Raw genomic sequence first — 16,321 nt, forward strand, 5'->3', positions numbered from 1 at the left:
GGTGGGTGGCTGGGCGGCATCGTGCGGGCGGTCGCCGAAACGGCGGGACGCTCAGTCGTTCCGCGACGTGAGCCGGCGCGGTTCGGGCTGCTTGGGCAGCAGGTCGTCGCCGGAGCTTCGGCCCTTCAACCGCCGCTGCACCCAGGGCGCCAGGTAGTCCTTCGCCCAGGCGGCGTTCTCGTGGGCGATGTGGGCGCGCGACAGGACGGGCCCGGCGGGCAGCGCCGCGGCCCACTCGCGCTCGCCCTCGATGACGCCCAGGGTCCAGCCGGCCTGCAGGGCGACCCGACGGTGGCCCTCGGTCGACAGGTGCAACCGGTCCGGTGACCACATCCGCGCGTCCCGCAGCGACCGCATCGACCAGATGTCGAGCACGTACGCCTCGGTGCGCTGCGCGATACCCCACAGGTTGGCGTTGTGTGCCGCGATCCTCGGGCGGGCGGCCTTGATGACCGGCGCCTGCGCGGGATCGGCCAGCGTGGCCAGCAGGACGTCCGCGCCCGCGGTCCGGGCCCGCATGACGGCCGCCTCGATCCGGTCGGCGATGTCGTCCAGGTCGGCCCGGGGGCGCAGGATGTCGTTCCCGCCGCCGATCATCGACAGCAGGTCGGGTTTGAGGGGCAGCGCGGCGTCGAGCTGCGGCCCCACCACGTCGGCCAGCAGCCGTCCGCGGATCGCGAGGTTGGCGTAGTCGAAGTCGGTGCGGCGGTCGCTGTTCTGCTTGGCCAGCTGCCCGGCGAGGCGGTCGGCCCAGCCGATGTAGGACTCCGGGCGCGCCGGGTCCGGGTCGCCGACCCCCTCGGTGAAGGAGTCCCCGATCGCGACGTACCGATGCCATGTCATGCCAAGCTCCAATCCACGGGGGCGCCACCCTGCTCGGTGAGCAGGGTATTCGCGCGACTGAACGGGCGGGAGCCGAAGAAGCCGTTGCGTGCGGACAGGGGGGAGGGGTGCGCGCTCTCGACGTACGGCGTGCTGCCGAGGCGGGGCACCAGCGAGCGGGCGTCTCGGCCCCACAGGATCGCGACCAGCGGCTGGTCGCGCGCGACGAGCGCGTCGATGGCGCGCGCCGTGACCTCCTCCCAGCCGTGGCCGCGGTGGCTCGCCGGCTTGCCGGGCTGCACGGTCAAGACCCTGTTGAGCAGCAGCACCCCGCGCTCGGCCCACGGTGACAGGTCGCCGCTGCCGGGGGTCGGGACGCCGAGGTCGCTGCTCAGCTCGGTGTAGATGTTGGCGAGACTGCGGGGCACCGGGCGCACGTCCGGTGCGACCGAGAAGGACAGCCCGACCGCGTGGCCGGGCGTCGGATAGGGGTCCTGACCGACGATGAGCACCTTCACCTCGTCCAGCGGCTGCCCGAACGCGCGCAGCACCCTGTCACCGGCGGGAAGGTAGCCACGTCCGGCGGCCAGCTCGGCGCGCAGGAAGGCTCCGCAGGCGCTGATCGTGTCGGCGACCGGCTCGAGGGCGCCGGCCCAGCTCGGGTGGACGAGCTCGGGCAGCGGCGCGGTCGGCATACGGCCAACCTACGACGCCCATGTGGCGCGGCCGGCCTGGCACCTACACTCGCGGTCGTGCACGGCTACGACGAATACACGCAGGACCTGGGCAAGTCGATCCTCGAGTACGCCGCGGAGCGACTCGCGCTCGACCCGGTCCCTCTCGACGGTCCGCGGACCAAGGAGCAGCTGGACGCTGTGGCCGGGGAGGCGTTGACGGAGAAGGGTATCGGCGGCCAGGAGGCGCTGCGCCTCTTCGCCGAGGAGCTCTCGCTGGCGTGCCTGTCGACCGACCACCCGCGCTATCTGTCCTTCATCCCGTGCGCACCGACGCGCGAGGCCGCGATGTTCGACCTGGTCGTGGGGGCCTCGTCCATCTACGCGGGTTCATGGCTCGAGGGGGCGGGCGCCGTCTACGCAGAGAACCAGGCCCTGCGCTGGATCGCCGACCTCGTCGGGCTGCCCGAGGGCGCCGGCGGCTCCTTCGTGCAGGGCGGCACGATCGGCAACCTCTCGGCGCTGGTCACCGCCCGCGAGACCGCCCGCGTACGTAGCGGCGCCCGACCGTTCCGCGTCGCGGCCACCGTCGGATCGCACTCCTCCATCGCGTCGGCCTGCCGGGTCATGGACGCCGAACTGGTGCAGGTGCAGGTCGGCGACGACCTGCGGCTGACCGGTGAGGCGCTGCGCGAGGTGCTCATCGACGAGGGGCCGGAGTCGTTCTTCGCCGTCGTGGCGACCTGCGGCACCACCAACTTCGGCGTCATCGACGACCTGGAGTCGGTCGCCGCGGTGTGCGAGGAGTTCGGCATCTGGTTCCACTGCGACGGCGCGTACGGCGGCGCCGGGCTCGCCGCGCCCAGCGTCCGGCCCAAGTACGCCGGCATCGAGCGCTGCGACTCCTTCATCGTCGACCCGCACAAGTGGCTCTTTGCGCCGTTCGACTGCTGCGCGCTGCTCTACCGCGACCCGGCGCTGGCCCGGGCCGCGCACACCCAGCACGCGTCGTACCTCGACGTCCTCACCGACGCCCCGGACTGGAATCCCACGGACTACTCGGTGGGGCTCACCCGGCGCGCGCGGGGTCTGCCGTTCTGGTTCTCCCTGGTCGCGAACGGCACGCAGAAGTACAGCGCGGCGATCGAGCGCACCCTGGAGGTGACCCGGTTCGCCGAGGCGCAGGTGATCTCGCGCGACTACCTCGAGGTCGTGCGCCACGCCGACCTGTCGATCCTGGTCTTCCGCCGGCTCGGCTGGGAGCCCGCGGACTACCACCGCTGGTCCGACGGTCTGCTGGAGCGCCAGGAGGGGTTCGTGGTGCCCACCTCGCACGACGGGGAGACGCTCGCGCGCTTCGCGATCGTCAACCCGCTCACCAGCGAGGACGACATCACCGCGATCCTCGACTCGATGGCCTGACCTGCCCGGACCTCCCGCGGCGCGCGGACGTTCGTTGGTGCGGGTTCTGCGTCTGCGGCCAGTGCTGCAGCCCTGGCCGCAGACGCAAACCGGCCACGCCGACGCTTTGGCTTCGCCGTCGGATCGCCTCAGGCGGCGCGGATCTGCAGCTGTTGCCCGTCCGGGTCGGTCACGTGGACCGACCGCGCGTCGTCCTCGTGGGTGACGGTCGCGTCCGCGTAGCCGTGGTCCTGTAGGTCCTTCGCGACCGTGTCGAGGTCGCGCGCCGTGGTCAGGCACAGGCTCACCAGAGCGCCGGACCTGCCGGTGAGGGAGGTGCCGTCGCCGACGTGCAGGCCCACCGCGCCCGTCCCCGCGGAGAACTGCGCGTACGTGCCGTCCGCCGCGCTCATCGAGCGCTCGAGCCCCAGTGTCCGGAGGAACCGCACGTAGGGGCCGGCGGGATCGGTGAAGCGGACCGCCACCACGCAGGTCGAGGCGTCGGGCGTCGGTTCGTGCGTCTGGTAGCCGTAAGTGTCGGCGTGCACCGAGTTGATCTGCACCTCGTCACCCAGCGGATCGGTGATCATCAGCGATGCGCCGAAGGTCTCATCGACGTACGTCGTGCCGAGTCGCTCGGCCAGGCCGATCAGGTCCGAGGACTCGAAACACAGATTCGTCTGACCGGCGGCGCTCGGGGAGTCCGCGTCGCCGGCGGAATGCAACCAGACGCGGCCCGCACCCGCGTGCAGATCGACCCAGCCGGACGACGTGACGGCGGGGGAGAGGCCGAGCACCTCGAGGAACTCCCGCATGGCCGGCAGGTCGTCGGTGTAGCGGATGGCGGCGACGGTCAGAGGCATGGTCATGACTCCCTTTCGGTGGACGTGCTCGTGGGCGTGCCGGGGTGGTCGGGGGCGTCGCCGTCGAGGTAGTCGGTGAGCGCACGTGAGACGAGGGTGGACAGGCTGCTGCCCTCGTCGACGGCCCGGTGCTTCACCCGGGTCACGAGGTCGGGCGGGAGGTAGACGTTGAACTGCACCTTGGAGGAGGGGTCGCGAGCTGTCATGACAGAATGCTAGCAAAGTAGCAAGCGAGTGGGAAGGGGTTGACGAGATGCTCGAAGATCGCCCCATCCGGCTCATCCGTCACGGCACGCCGCAGCGGAATGACAAGGGTGTGATTCGCTCCTATAGTCGAGGCTGTTCATCTCGACGGCTGAAAGGTTGCCCATGAGCGTCGCCGACGCGCAGGTCCAGGGGGCCGACCGCACCAGTGATCTGTCCGATCGTGACCGTCGCATCCTGGACTTCGAGCGCACCTGGTGGAAGCTGCAGGGCTCCAAGGAGCAGGCCATCCGCGAGACGTTCGACCTCAGCTCCACGCGTTACTACCAGGCGCTGAACTCCCTGATCGACACCCCGGGCGCCCTCGCGTACGACGCCATGCTGGTCAAGCGACTGCAGCGGCTGCGGGCCGGCCGGATGCGCCAGCGCACCGCTCGTCGACTCGGGTTCGACCAGGGCGAGAAGGCCTGACCCCCTCCAGCCGCCGGGCCTGAAGTCCGGCCTCCCATCCGGTGCGATCCGCGGGGCCCCAGCCGTTTGCACTCGGGGGCGGCGAGTGCCAATAATGCTGTTAGCACTCTCGCCATGAGAGTGACAGACAGTGGCCGTCCGACGAGTGCCGCTCACCGCCGGGTATCCGTACACCCGGGCAGGCGCGGCTCGTCCGTCGCGGGCGTCGTACGGCCAGCTTCGGTACGCACTGTGGGAGGACCACGCAGATGGCCAAGACCATTGCATTCGACGAAGAGGCCCGCCGCGGCCTCGAGCGGGGCATGAACATCCTCGCCGACGCCGTGCGCGTCACACTCGGCCCCAAGGGCCGCAACGTGGTGCTCGAGAAGAAGTGGGGAGCCCCCACGATCACCAACGACGGTGTCAGCATCGCCAAGGAGATCGAGCTCGAGGACCCCTACGAGAAGATCGGCGCCGAGCTGGTCAAGGAGGTCGCCAAGAAGACCGACGACGTCGCCGGTGACGGTACGACGACGGCGACCGTGCTGGCCCAGGCCATGGTCCGCGAGGGGCTGCGCAACGTCGCCGCCGGCGCGAACCCGATGGCCCTCAAGCGCGGCATCGAGGCCGCCGTGGCCGCGGTGTCCGCATCGCTGCTGAGCCAGGCCAAGGAGATCGAGACCAAGGAGCAGATCGCTGCTACCGCCTCCATCTCGGCCGCCGACCCGCAGATCGGCGAGCTCATCGCCGAGGCGATGGACAAGGTCGGCAAGGAAGGCGTCATCACCGTCGAGGAGAGCAACACCTTCGGGCTGGAGCTCGAGCTCACCGAGGGCATGCGCTTCGACAAGGGCTACATCTCCGGCTACATGGTGACCGACACCGAGCGCATGGAGACGGTGCTGGACGACCCGTACATCCTGGTCGTCAACTCCAAGATCTCCAGCATCAAGGACCTGCTGCCGCTGCTGGAGAAGGTCATGCAGTCCGGCAAGCCGCTGATGATCATCGCCGAGGACGTCGACGGCGAGGCGCTGTCGACCCTGGTGGTCAACAAGATCCGTGGCACCTTCAAGTCGGTTGCCGTCAAGGCCCCCGGTTTCGGTGACCGTCGCAAGGCCATGCTCGGCGACATCGCCATCCTCACCGGTGGTCAGGTCATCTCCGAGGAGGTCGGCCTCAAGCTCGACACCGCGGAGCTGGACCTGCTGGGCACCGCGCGTCGCGTGGTCGTCACCAAGGACGAGACGACCATCGTCGAGGGTGCGGGTGACACCGACCAGATCGCCGGTCGCGTCAGCCAGATCCGCGCCGAGATCGAGAACTCCGACTCCGACTACGACCGCGAGAAGCTCCAGGAGCGCCTCGCGAAGCTCGCCGGTGGCGTAGCCGTCATCAAGGCGGGCGCTGCGACCGAGGTCGAGCTGAAGGAGCGCAAGCACCGCATCGAGGACGCCGTCCGCAACGCGAAGGCTGCCGTCGAAGAGGGCATCGTCGCCGGTGGTGGCGTCGCGCTGCTGCAGGCGACCGACGCCGCGTGGGGTGGACTCAAGCTCGAGGGCGACGAGGCCACGGGTGCGAACATCGTCAAGGTGGCCGCCGAGGCTCCGCTGAAGCAGATCGCCTCGAACGCGGGCCTCGAGCCCGGCGTCGTCGTCGAGAAGGTGCGCAACCTGCCCTCCGGTGAAGGCCTGAACGCCGCGACCGGCGAGTACGTCGACATGGTCGCCACCGGCATCATCGACCCGGCCAAGGTGACCCGCTCGGCGTTGCAGAACGCCGCGTCGATCGCCGCGCTCTTCCTCACCACCGAAGCGGTCATCGCCGACAAGCCGGAGAAGAACGTGCCGGCGGCGCCGGGTGGCGGCGACGAGATGGGTGGCATGGGCTTCTGACGAAGCACGCAGCGAAGGTTGTCGACGAGGCGCTAGCCGAGTCGGCGGCCGCAGCGGAGTGCGAGGAGGAAGCCCAGAAGGAACAGCTTCTGAGCTGAACCGAGAAGGAACAGCTTCTGAGCTGAACCGATACGGACCAGTCTCCGACTGACCACTCCGCGAACCACGCAAGCGAACAGCGCAAGCGAACAGCGCAAGCGAACGACCGGGACCGCCCCGCGCCAGAGATGGCGCGGGGCGGTTCTGTCGTACCCAGCTCAGGAAGAGGGGCACGGTTGCCGAAAGCAGCGGGAGCGGGTGCGACGATGGCGCGATGGCGATCCTCGACGCGAGCCTGGACGAACTGCGCGCGACGCGCACGAGCATCAAGTGGCGTGCCTACGACCCGGACGTGATCCCGGTCTGGGTCGCCGAGATGGACTGTGCGCCGTGCGACCCCGTGGTCGAGGCCATCGAGGGTGCGCTGCGTCGGGGCGACGTGGGGTACGCGGCCCCGGGTCCGCTGGAGGAGGCGTTCGCGCACTTCGCGAAGGAACGGTGGGACTGGGCGGTCGACCCGGGCCAGGCGATGATGCTGCCGGACGTGATGATCGGCGTGGGTGAGCTGCTGCGCGCGAACACCCGCCCCGATGCGGCCGTCGTGGTGAGTCCGCCCTGCTACGACGCCTTCTTCGGCTTCGTGCAGGCCGTCGGACGTCGGCTGGTCACGGCCAGCCTCGACGCGGATTCCCGGCTCGACCCCGAGGCGCTGGAGGCGGCGTTCCGGGACGCCGGGCCCGGCGCGGCGTACATCCTGTGCAATCCGCAGAACCCGATGGGCACCGTCCACACCGCGGACGAGCTGGCGATGCTGGCCCGGCTCGCCGACCGGTACGACGTGCTGGTCGTGTCCGACGAGATCCACGGGCCGCTGACGCACCCGGGGGTGACGTACACGCCGTACCTCGCGGTGCCCGAGGCGAGCCGGGGCATCAGTGTCGTGAGCGGGTCGAAGTCCTGGAACCTCGCGGGCCTGAAGATCGCGCTCGCCGTGCCGGGCGCGGACGCGACGGCCTCCCTCGGCGCCCTGCACGAGGTCAACACGCACGGCGCCAACCACCTGGCCGAGATCGCCCACACCGCGGCGTACGCGCACGGCGGCCCGTGGCTGGACGAGCTGCGCGGCGAGATCGTCGAGCGGCGAGAGCTGTTGCGGGGGATGCTCGCCGAACAGCTGCCCGAGATCCGGGTGACACCAGGGGAGTCGACCTACCTCGTCTGGCTCGACTGCACCGAGCTGGGACTGGCCGATCCGGCACGCTCCTTCCTGCAACAGGGCCGGGTGGCGCTCGGCGTCGGGACCAACTACGACCCCCGCGGTCGGCAGTTCGTCCGCTTCAACGTGGCGACCTCGCCGCAGGTGATCGGTCAGGCCGTCGAGCGGATGGCCGGCGTCCTCCACTGACCTGTTCACCCGCGTGTCGGCAGTCGGAAACCGAGGGCACAATGGACGCTCGTGACCACTGAGCAGGCCCTCCCGAAGGGCGCACCGGCCGACCGGCCGACCTCGCCCGTCACCCACGGATCGAGCGGTCCCGCGCTGGCGCTCGCAGCTCTCGGCGTGGTGTTCGGCGACATCGGCACCAGCCCGCTCTACGCGCTGCAGACCGTCTTCTCCATCGACCACAGCAAGGTCACCGCCGACCGAGGTGACGTCTACGGCGTGATCTCGCTCGTCTTCTGGTCGATCACCGTGGTGGTGTCGATCAAGTACGTGCTCTTCATCCTGCGGGCCGACAACGACGGCGAGGGCGGCGTGATGGCGCTGGCCGCGCTGGTACGCCGCCACGTACCGACCGGCGGCAAGCGTTTCGGCGTCGTGATGATCCTCGGCGTGCTCGGCGCGTCGCTCTTCTACGGCGACAGCGTCATCACGCCCGCGGTCTCGGTGCTCTCGGCCGTGGAGGGGCTCGAGGTGCCGGCGCCGTCCCTGGCCCACGTCGTCGTACCCGTCGGTGCCGTCATCATCACCGTGCTCTTCCTGGCCCAGCGCTTCGGCACCCACGTCGTCGGGCGGCTCTTCGGCCCGGTGATGGTGGTCTGGTTCGTGGTGCTGGGAGTGCTCGGGCTGCGCAAGGTCATCGGCGACCCCGCGATCCTCAAGGGCCTGTCCCCGTCGTACGCCGTGCTCTTCGTCGTCGACCACCAGTACATCGCGTTCGTGGCGATGGGCGCGGTGGTGCTGTCGATCACCGGGGCCGAGGCGCTGTACGCCGACATGGGCCACTTCGGTCCGAGCCCCATCCGCCGGGCATGGTTCTTCCTGGTCTTCCCTTGTCTCACGCTGAACTACCTCGGCCAGGGCGCGCTCATCGTGCACGACCCGTCCAGCGTCAAGAACCCGTTCTTCCTCCTCGCACCGAACTGGGCGCAGCTGCCGCTGGTCGTGCTCGCGACCGCCGCCACGGTCATCGCCTCGCAGGCGGTCATCTCGGGCGCGTTCTCGGTGTCGCGGCAGGCCGAGCGGCTCGGCTACCTGCCCCAGCTGACGGTGCGCTACACCTCGGCGTCCAGCAGCGGCCAGATCTACGTCCCGAGCATCAACTGGATCCTCTACGCCGGCGTGATGATCCTGCTCCTGGTCTTCCAGTCCTCCGCCAAGCTCGCCACGGCGTACGGACTGGCGGTGACCGGCACCTTCCTCATCACGACCACGCTCTTCCTGGCGTACGCCGAGTCGGCGTGGAAATGGGCCCGCTGGAAGCTGCTGCTGGTCGGCATCCTCTTCGGCCTGCTGGAGCTCACCTACTTCGGCGCCAACCTGACCAAGATCGTGCACGGCGGCTGGCTGCCGTTGCTGATCGCGCTGCTGGTCTGCACGGCGATGCTGACGTGGCGCAAGGGCAGCCGGATCGTCACCGAGCGCCGCGCCAAGCTGGAGGGCCCCATCGAACCGTTCGTGCAGTGGCTGAATGCCGCGCCGCTCACCACCGTGCCGGGCACTGCGATCTTCCTGCACCCGGGTCGCCCCACGACGCCGCTGGCGCTGCGGGAGAACGCCAACTTCAACCACGTCATCCACGAGAACGTCTTCATCGTCTCGACGTCGCCGGAGAACATCCCGCATGTCGCCGACGCCGACCGCTTCGAGGCGCAGCCCCTCGGCGGGTCGTACGACGCGATCACCCACGTCACGCTGCGCTTCGGCTTCCAGGACGAGCAGGACGTGCCGGAGGGTCTGCGGTTCGCCGCGACCCAGGGTCTGGCCATCGATCCCGATCAGGCCTACTACTACCTCTCGCGCATCACGGTGCACCCCAGCTCGCGGCCGGGGATGTCGCGCTGGCGCAAACGCGTCTTCCTCGGGATGGCGCACAACGCCGCCTCCCCGGTCGACTACTTCAAGCTGCCGCCGGACCGCACCGTCGCGATGGGCGCCCAGGTCTTCTTCTGAGGCGCGGCTGGATCAGTTGTAGCTTTTCGTGTGCCGGCCCGACGCGTCCGTCCACGAGATGCTCTGCACGAAACCGTCGGCCGACGACGCGTCCTTGACCGTTCCCGTGACGTAGACGACGTCGTACGCCGTGTCGCCCAGCCGGCGTACCTGCGGCGCGTTCGCGGTGTCGCCCTTCGTCACGCGCACCGAGACGTCGCGTGCGCCGTGCGGGACGGTCGCCGCGAAGTGCGACGTACCGCCCGAGACCCCTCCGCTGGTCGACAGATATCCGGACACGAACGACCCGAGCCCACTGGTGTCACCGACCGGATAGGCCCCGGTCACCCCGTAGACCCCGAACCGCTCGTACCAGTAGACCTGCGTGTGGCCGAATGTCGCGACCTGCGCCCGCTCACCCGTCGTGGAGCGGAAGTCAGCACCCGAGGACCAGAGGACCGCGCGGACCATGACCGGCTGATCGGTGACCTCCAGGTCGACGTTGAGAGCCGAGTTCACGCGCAACTCGGCGCCTGAGGTCGTCGTCTGGTCCGCAGGGTCCTTGGTGAAACGGACGGACACCTGGTCGGCAGTGCGCGGCAGTGGTGTGGCGACGATCGTCTGCGACCCGTCCCGGAACACCGACGCCCCGCCGCTCAGGTGCTGGATACGACGCAACGTGCTCGAGCTGCCGACGACACGCACCGTGAGGTCGTCGGCCGTCCCGCTCACGACGTACTGGTCGAAGTGGTCGTCGCCGAGCTTCGCGTGCGCGAAGAGCGCACCGATCGGCCCGGTGGCCGTCTCGGTGGCCGGTGTGAGATGCGAGCGGTTCGCGACCACCCGGTCGGCGCCGACACCGACGCCGACGACCAGGGCCGCGGCCAGGCCGTACGCGCCGTACCGGGCACGTCGGCGACGGCGGGTGCGCCGCGCACCGGCGATGATCTCTTGGGCGCTGACACCCATCGCGGGCGCGTCGGCGTGCCGCAGCAACGTCTCGATGTCGTCACTCATGACTGGCTCTCCTGTTCGCTCAGGGCGGCGCGAAGTGTCGAAAGACCACGGGACGCACTGCTTTTCACGGTGCCGACACTGATCTGCAGCATGTCCGCGACATCCCGCTCGGACACGTCGGCGTAATGGCGCAGGACGACGACCTCGCGCTCGCGAGGGGGCAGAAGACGCAGCAGCCGGATGACCTGGTCGCGGTCCTCGATCCAGCCACCGCCCACAGCCGGGGTCTCGTCGATCGAGCCGTCGTACGTCAGGACCTCCTTGTGGCTCCGGCGCCACCGGTCGGTGTTGATGTTGATCAGTACCCGACGGGTGTAGGCGAGGGGCTGACCGCCTCGACGCACCCGTCCCCACCGCAGATACACACGTTCCAGGGACTCCTGCACCATCTCCTCGGCACGATGCGAGTCGCCGCACAGCAGCCATGCGGTCCGCAGCAAACCCGGCGAGGAGACCCGGACGAACCGCTCGAACTCCTCGGTGTCAGCTGTGTTCACAGCCACCCCCTCCCTGTGTGCATGCATTGTCCACGCACGCGACGCCCGAAAGGTTGAGTCGTTAGCGTGGCGGGCATGACGTTCTCCATCGTTGGCCACGATCCGGCCACTGGCGACCTCGGTGTCGCGGTCGCATCCAAATTCCTGGGGGTCGGCGCCGCGGTGCCGGCCGCGCGCCTCGGGCAGGGTGCGATCGCCACGCAGTCCTTCGCCAACACCCTCTACAAGCGCGACGGGCTGGCGGCGCTCGCGGGCGGGGCCGACGCGGCCGCGACGCTGCGCTCGCTGACCGAGGCCGACGACCAGCGCGAGGAGCGGCAGGTCGGCATCGTCGACGCGGCCGGGCGCGCCGTCACCTTCACCGGCGAGGGGTGCAACGCCTGGGCGGGCGGAGTCGCGGGCGACGGGGTCGCGATCCAGGGCAACATCCTCACCGGCCCCGAGGTGGTCGAAGCGATGAGCGACGCGTGGATCGAGGGGGAGGGCCGGTCGCTCGCGCAGCGGCTCTACGCCGCGCTCGTGGCAGGGGACGCCGCGGGCGGCGACCGTCGGGGGCGTCAGTCGGCGGCGCTCTACGTCGTCTCGCAGACCGGTGGCTACACCCCGGGTGACGACCTGGCGTACGACCTGCGCGTCGACGACCACCCCGACCCGGTGACGGAGCTCGGTCGGCTGCTCGACATCCACGACGTGCTGTTCAAGCCGCCCACCGACGAGGAGCTGCTGCCGCTCGCCGGCGAGCTCGCGCAGGAGGTGCGGTCGCGGCTCTTCACCCTCGGGTACGACGACCTGGACACCTGGGCGGGTGTGGAGAACCTCGAGCTGCGCCTGCGGGCGGGCCACATCGACACCACGGTGCTGCGCATCCTGCGTTCGCAGACCCCCGCCTGACCCCGGCGCGCCCCGTCCGACCTCGGTCGGTGGTCGGGGTGGGGCGCGATACCGTGCACCGGCCCGCCCACCGCCCATGCACAGGGAGTCCTCGATGCCGTACGACCGGCTGCTCGCGCCGCTCACGATCGGTGGCATCACCCTGCCCAACCGGGTTGTGATGGGGTCCATGCACACCGGCATGGAGGACCGGGCCAAGCATTTCGGTGAGCTCGCGGAGTACTTCGCCGAACGCGCCCGCGGCGGGACCGGGTTGATGATCACCGGCGGTTTCGCGCCGGACACCACCGGCTGGCTGCTGCCCGCCGGGTCGCAGCTGACCTCCTCCCGTGCCGCCGACAAGCACCGGGTCATCACCGATGCCGTCCACGAGGCGGGCGGGCGGATCGCGTTGCAGATCCTGCACGCCGGCCGCTACGGCTACCACCCGTTGGTGAAGTCGGCCAGCGCCGTCAAGTCGCCGATCAGCAGGTTCAAGCCGCGCGCCATGTCCGGCAGGGACGTCGAGCGCACCATCGGTCACTATGCCCGGGCGGCGCGCCTGGCCACGCAGGCCGGCTACGACGGCGTGGAGATCATGGGGTCGGAGGGCTACCTGATCAACCAGTTCCTCACTGCCCGCACCAACGGGCGCACCGACCAGTGGGGCGGCATTGCGAGCAACCGGATGCGCTTCCCCGAGCAGGTCGTACGCCGGGTGCGCGAGTCCGTGGGGGAGGGCTTCCTGCTGATCTACCGCCAGTCGCTGCTCGACCTGGTCCCGGACGGGCAGTCCTGGGAGGAGACAGTCGAGCTCGCACAGCGCGTCGAGCAGGCGGGCGCGTCCGTCATCAACACCGGCATCGGCTGGCACGAGGCGCGCATCCCCACCATCGTCACGTCGGTGCCGCGGGCGGCGTTCGCGTCGGTGACCGGCAAGCTGCGCGAGCACGTCACCGTGCCGGTGATGGCCTCGAACCGGATCAACACCCCCGAGGTGGCCGAGCAGATCCTGGCCGACGGTCAGGCCGACCTGATCTCGATGGCGCGGCCCCTACTTGCGGATCCGCAGTTCGTGCGCAAGGCCGAGCAGGATCGCGCCGACGAGATCAACACCTGCATCGCCTGCAACCAGGCGTGCCTGGACCACACCTTCAAGAACCAGCGCGCCAGCTGCCTGGTCAACCCGCGCGCAGGTCGCGAGACGACCCTGCGCCTGCTGCCGGTCGGCCCGCACGCCGCCCGCACGGTGGCGGTCGTCGGCGCAGGTCCGGCCGGACTCGCGGCGGCTGTGGCGAGCGCCGAACGCGGCCACCGCGTGACGCTGTTCGAGGAGCAGGACGAGATCGGCGGCCAGTTCCGATACGCCATGCGAATTCCCGGCAAGGAGGAGTTCGCCGAGACGCTGCGCTACTACACCCGGCGGATGCAGGTCCTGGGTGTCGAGGTCCGCACCGGCACCCGCGTGGACGACGATCACCTGGCGGCGTACGACCACACGGTCGTCGCCACCGGTGTCACCCCGCGCGTCCCGCCGATCCCGGGGATCGAGCACCCCAAGGTCGTGATGTACGACGACCTGTTGAGCGGGCGCGCCACCGCCGGTGCCCGGGTCGCGGTGATCGGTGCCGGAGGCATCGGCTTCGACGTCAGCGAATACCTGCTGCACGACCGCGACGAGACCGTGGAGCACTGGAAGGCGCGCTGGGGCGTCACGGATCCGCAGGAGTCGCGCGCCGGCCTCGGGCCCAAGCACGACGAGCCCCCGAAACGCACCGTCCACCTGCTGCAGCGCAGACCGGCGCCGCTCGGCAAGGGGCTGGGCAAGACCAGCGGCTGGGTGCACCGCCAGACCCTCAAGGACGGCGGTGTGGAGTTCATCGGCGGCGTCACCTACGACCTGATCGACGACGAGGGTCTGCACATCACGATCCGCTCCGGTGACGGCAAGGAGCCCGATGCCGAGGCCGATTCCGAGCAGCGGCTGCTGCAGGTCGACACCGTGGTCATCTGCGCGGGTCAGGAGTCCGTGCGCGACCTGGCACGCCCCGACGACCCGTCGCGACACCTGGTGGGTGGCGCGGACGTGGCCGCCGAGGTCGACGCCAAGCGGGCGATCCGCCAGGCGACCGAGCTAGCGGCGAGCCTGTAGCGACCGGCCGGCTCAGGGCGTGAACGTCGACATCACCTGGTGCTCGACCGCGGCGTACGCGCCGCCGGCCCGGCCGAGCGCGACGCTGATGTCCTCCAGGGTGGCGCGCACCTTCTCCTGCGCGACCTCCCACTCGTGGTGCAGCTGCACGTACTGACCGGCCGCCGCGCCCTTCCAGGTGCCCTGCAACGACTCCAGTTTGGTGCGCATCGCGCCCATCGAGTCGTGGATCTGACCGGCGATCATCGCCACGTCCGCGCCGTGCTGCGACAACTGGCCGCTGTCGACGGCGAACGCGCCGTCTGCGTGCTGATGCATGGTCCCTCCCGGGTGTCGATCGGGCCGCTCGTACGGCGGTCCGCTGCACCGGACGCTACGCACGACGGGCGACCCGCCGCAGAAGTTGTGCACAGGGCCCGACATGACGCAGGAGGCTCCCGCCGCATCGGCGGGAGCCTCCCGGTCGGGCCCGGCCCCGTCACTGGCCGGGCCCACCCCGTCAGGGTCGTCGCGTGAAGGAAGGGAGACTCCGCGTCGATGACCCCGTCACGTCACTCAGTTCGAGGAAGCCTCCCCGAGGGTGACCGTGACCTTCTGCTGCTGGCCACCGCGTACGACGGTCAGCACGACCTTCTGCCCGACGTTGCGGGCCCGGATGAAACCGACGAGCGAGTCGCTGCTCGCGACCTGCTGGCCGTCGACGTCGATGATGTAGTCGCCCGGCTTCAGACCGGCCCGGCCGGCGGCACTACCGCTGTTGACGGACTTCACCTGAGCGGCAGCCTCGGTCGCACCGTTCAGGGTGGTGGTCCCGTCCTGGGCCATCACTCCGAGCTGGGCGTGGGTGGCCTTGCCGCTCTTGAGCAGCTGCCCGGTGATGTTCTTCACGACATCCACGGGGATAGCGAACCCGATCCCGATGTTGCCCGACTGGGAGGAACCCGAGGACTGACCGAGAGTCGCGATCGAGGAGTTGATCCCGATCAGCTTGCCGCTGGCGCTCACCAGGGCGCCACCGGAGTTGCCCGGGTTGATGGCCGCGCTCGTCTGGATCGCGTTGGTGACCACCGGGAGCGTGGTCGCGGCGGAGTCTGACTCCGAGGTGTTCACCGGCCGGTTGAGCGCGCTGATGATGCCGGTGGTGACCGTGCCCGAGAGTCCGAGCGGGTTGCCGACCGCCATCACCGGCTGACCCACGACGAGCGAGCCGGCGCTGCCGAGCGGCATGGGGGTGAGCGTGCTGGGCGGGTTCTTGAGCTTGATGACGGCCAGGTCGGTGCTGGCGTCGGTGCCGACGATGGAGGCGCCGTAGGTCTCGTTGTTGCTGAGTGTGACCTGGACCGTTCCCGAGTTCACGGCGGCGGACACCACGTGGTTGTTGGTCACGATGTCACCGCTCTTGTCCAGGACGACACCGGAGCCCTGGTCGCCGCTGTTGCCCGAGCGCACCGTGATCGACACGACCGACGGGCTCACCTTGCTGGCGGTGCTGGTCCAGTTGACGGCGTTGTTGTTCTGGTAGTCGGCGGGGTTCAGCTTCACCGTGGCCGGGCTGGTGGCGCCGGCCGAGGTCGTGGACCCGTGGTCGGTGAGGGCGTAGGTGGTCCCCGATGCCAGCGCCGCGGCGAGGATCGCCGCGATGGGCACGGCGTACAACGTCGACCGGTTGCGACGCCGGGGGGCCACGGGGGCGGGGCCGAACGCGCTGCCGCCATGAGCGGACTGGTAGGCGTAAGGAGACCCCTGCGGACCCTGTGGACCCTGTGGACCCTGCTGGCTCTGCGCGGCGTACGCGCCCTGCGGATGCTGCCCCTGCGGATGCTGCCCCTGCGGGTGCTGCCCCTGCGGGTGCTGCCCCTGCGGGTGCTGCCCCTGCGGGTTCATCGGTTGGCCGTAGGGCTGCTGCGGATAGATCGGCTGGGTGTGAGAAGGCCCGCCCGCGGAGCTGCCACCGGCCGGTGCCGAGCCGCCGGCACCCTGCGCCGGAGCGCCGGGGTCGGTGCGGTCCCGATCATCGAACTGATCGCTGTTTCCTGGGAATTGGTCCTGCGGCATACGTGC

The 16,321-nt window shown here is 70.1% G+C and carries 15 protein-coding genes; 7 read left to right on the top strand and 8 right to left on the bottom strand.

Annotation, left to right across the window (positions count from 1 at the left end; translation table 11 throughout):
- Window positions 1–51: 51 nt before the first annotated feature.
- Window positions 52–843 carry an SGNH/GDSL hydrolase family protein gene (locus HNR15_RS02690; RefSeq protein WP_179478919.1) on the bottom strand — a complete coding sequence of 264 codons (792 nt, stop codon included), beginning with the start codon at window positions 841–843 and terminating at the stop codon, window positions 52–54.
- Window positions 840–1,517 (bottom strand): uracil-DNA glycosylase, encoded by a 678-nt coding sequence (locus HNR15_RS02695; RefSeq protein WP_179478921.1) that lies wholly within the window; start codon window positions 1,515–1,517, stop codon window positions 840–842. Before HNR15_RS02695 ends, HNR15_RS02690 begins: the two co-directional genes overlap by 4 nt.
- Window positions 1,518–1,574: 57 nt before the next feature.
- Here HNR15_RS02695 and HNR15_RS02700 point away from each other — a divergent pair, with 57 nt between their 5' ends.
- Entirely contained in the window at window positions 1,575–2,918 is a 1,344-nt protein-coding gene (locus HNR15_RS02700) for a pyridoxal-dependent decarboxylase (protein WP_179478924.1), read from the top strand.
- Between the two features lie 128 nt (window positions 2,919–3,046).
- Here the strand turns inward: HNR15_RS02700 and HNR15_RS02705 are convergent, their stop codons facing one another.
- Both HNR15_RS02705 and HNR15_RS02710 read right to left on the bottom strand, forming a co-directional pair.
- Window positions 3,047–3,760 carry a VOC family protein gene (locus HNR15_RS02705; protein ID WP_179478926.1) on the bottom strand — a complete coding sequence of 238 codons (714 nt, stop codon included), beginning with the start codon at window positions 3,758–3,760 and terminating at the stop codon, window positions 3,047–3,049.
- 2 nt (window positions 3,761–3,762) lie between these two features.
- On the bottom strand, window positions 3,763–3,966 hold the full coding sequence (locus tag HNR15_RS02710; protein WP_179478928.1) for a ribbon-helix-helix domain-containing protein: 204 nt from the start codon (window positions 3,964–3,966) through the stop codon (window positions 3,763–3,765).
- Window positions 3,967–4,129: 163 nt separating this feature from the next.
- On the opposite strand from HNR15_RS02710, the gene HNR15_RS02715 reads away from it, so the two are divergent.
- From HNR15_RS02715 to HNR15_RS02730, 4 genes are all read left to right on the top strand, one after another.
- Entirely contained in the window at window positions 4,130–4,435 is a 306-nt protein-coding gene (locus HNR15_RS02715; protein WP_179478930.1) for a DUF3263 domain-containing protein, read from the top strand.
- Window positions 4,436–4,683: 248 nt separating this feature from the next.
- Window positions 4,684–6,312 carry a chaperonin GroEL gene (groL, locus tag HNR15_RS02720; RefSeq protein WP_179478932.1) on the top strand — a complete coding sequence of 543 codons (1,629 nt, stop codon included), beginning with the start codon at window positions 4,684–4,686 and terminating at the stop codon, window positions 6,310–6,312.
- Between the two features lie 313 nt (window positions 6,313–6,625).
- Window positions 6,626–7,756 carry a MalY/PatB family protein gene (locus HNR15_RS02725; RefSeq protein ID WP_179478934.1) on the top strand — a complete coding sequence of 377 codons (1,131 nt, stop codon included), beginning with the start codon at window positions 6,626–6,628 and terminating at the stop codon, window positions 7,754–7,756.
- Between the two features lie 51 nt (window positions 7,757–7,807).
- Entirely contained in the window at window positions 7,808–9,745 is a 1,938-nt protein-coding gene (locus tag HNR15_RS02730; RefSeq protein ID WP_179478936.1) for a KUP/HAK/KT family potassium transporter, read from the top strand.
- A gap of 12 nt (window positions 9,746–9,757) precedes the next feature.
- Here the strand turns inward: HNR15_RS02730 and HNR15_RS02735 are convergent, their stop codons facing one another.
- Complete coding sequence (locus tag HNR15_RS02735; RefSeq protein WP_179478938.1) at window positions 9,758–10,741, bottom strand: hypothetical protein; 984 nt, start codon at window positions 10,739–10,741, stop codon at window positions 9,758–9,760.
- Window positions 10,738–11,238 (bottom strand): SigE family RNA polymerase sigma factor, encoded by a 501-nt coding sequence (locus HNR15_RS02740; RefSeq protein ID WP_343048388.1) that lies wholly within the window; start codon window positions 11,236–11,238, stop codon window positions 10,738–10,740. Before HNR15_RS02740 ends, HNR15_RS02735 begins: the two co-directional genes overlap by 4 nt.
- 75 nt (window positions 11,239–11,313) lie before the next feature.
- Here HNR15_RS02740 and HNR15_RS02745 point away from each other — a divergent pair, with 75 nt between their 5' ends.
- Window positions 11,314–12,129, top strand: a complete 816-nt coding sequence (locus HNR15_RS02745; RefSeq protein WP_179478943.1) for a DUF1028 domain-containing protein — start codon at window positions 11,314–11,316, stop codon at window positions 12,127–12,129.
- 94 nt (window positions 12,130–12,223) lie between these two features.
- On the top strand, window positions 12,224–14,260 hold the full coding sequence (locus HNR15_RS02750) for an NADPH-dependent 2,4-dienoyl-CoA reductase (RefSeq protein WP_179478945.1): 2,037 nt from the start codon (window positions 12,224–12,226) through the stop codon (window positions 14,258–14,260).
- Between the two features lie 12 nt (window positions 14,261–14,272).
- Here the strand turns inward: HNR15_RS02750 and HNR15_RS02755 are convergent, their stop codons facing one another.
- Window positions 14,273–14,578, bottom strand: coding sequence for a WXG100 family type VII secretion target (locus HNR15_RS02755; RefSeq protein ID WP_179478947.1), 306 nt, complete (start codon window positions 14,576–14,578; stop codon window positions 14,273–14,275).
- Window positions 14,579–14,815: 237 nt separating this feature from the next.
- Window positions 14,816–16,315 (bottom strand): S1C family serine protease, encoded by a 1,500-nt coding sequence (locus HNR15_RS02760; RefSeq protein ID WP_246305875.1) that lies wholly within the window; start codon window positions 16,313–16,315, stop codon window positions 14,816–14,818.
- Between the last annotated feature and the right edge of the window lie 6 nt (window positions 16,316–16,321).

The organism is Allobranchiibius huperziae (assembly GCF_013410455.1).
Taxonomy (GTDB): Bacteria; Actinomycetota; Actinomycetes; order Actinomycetales; family Dermatophilaceae; genus Allobranchiibius; species Allobranchiibius huperziae.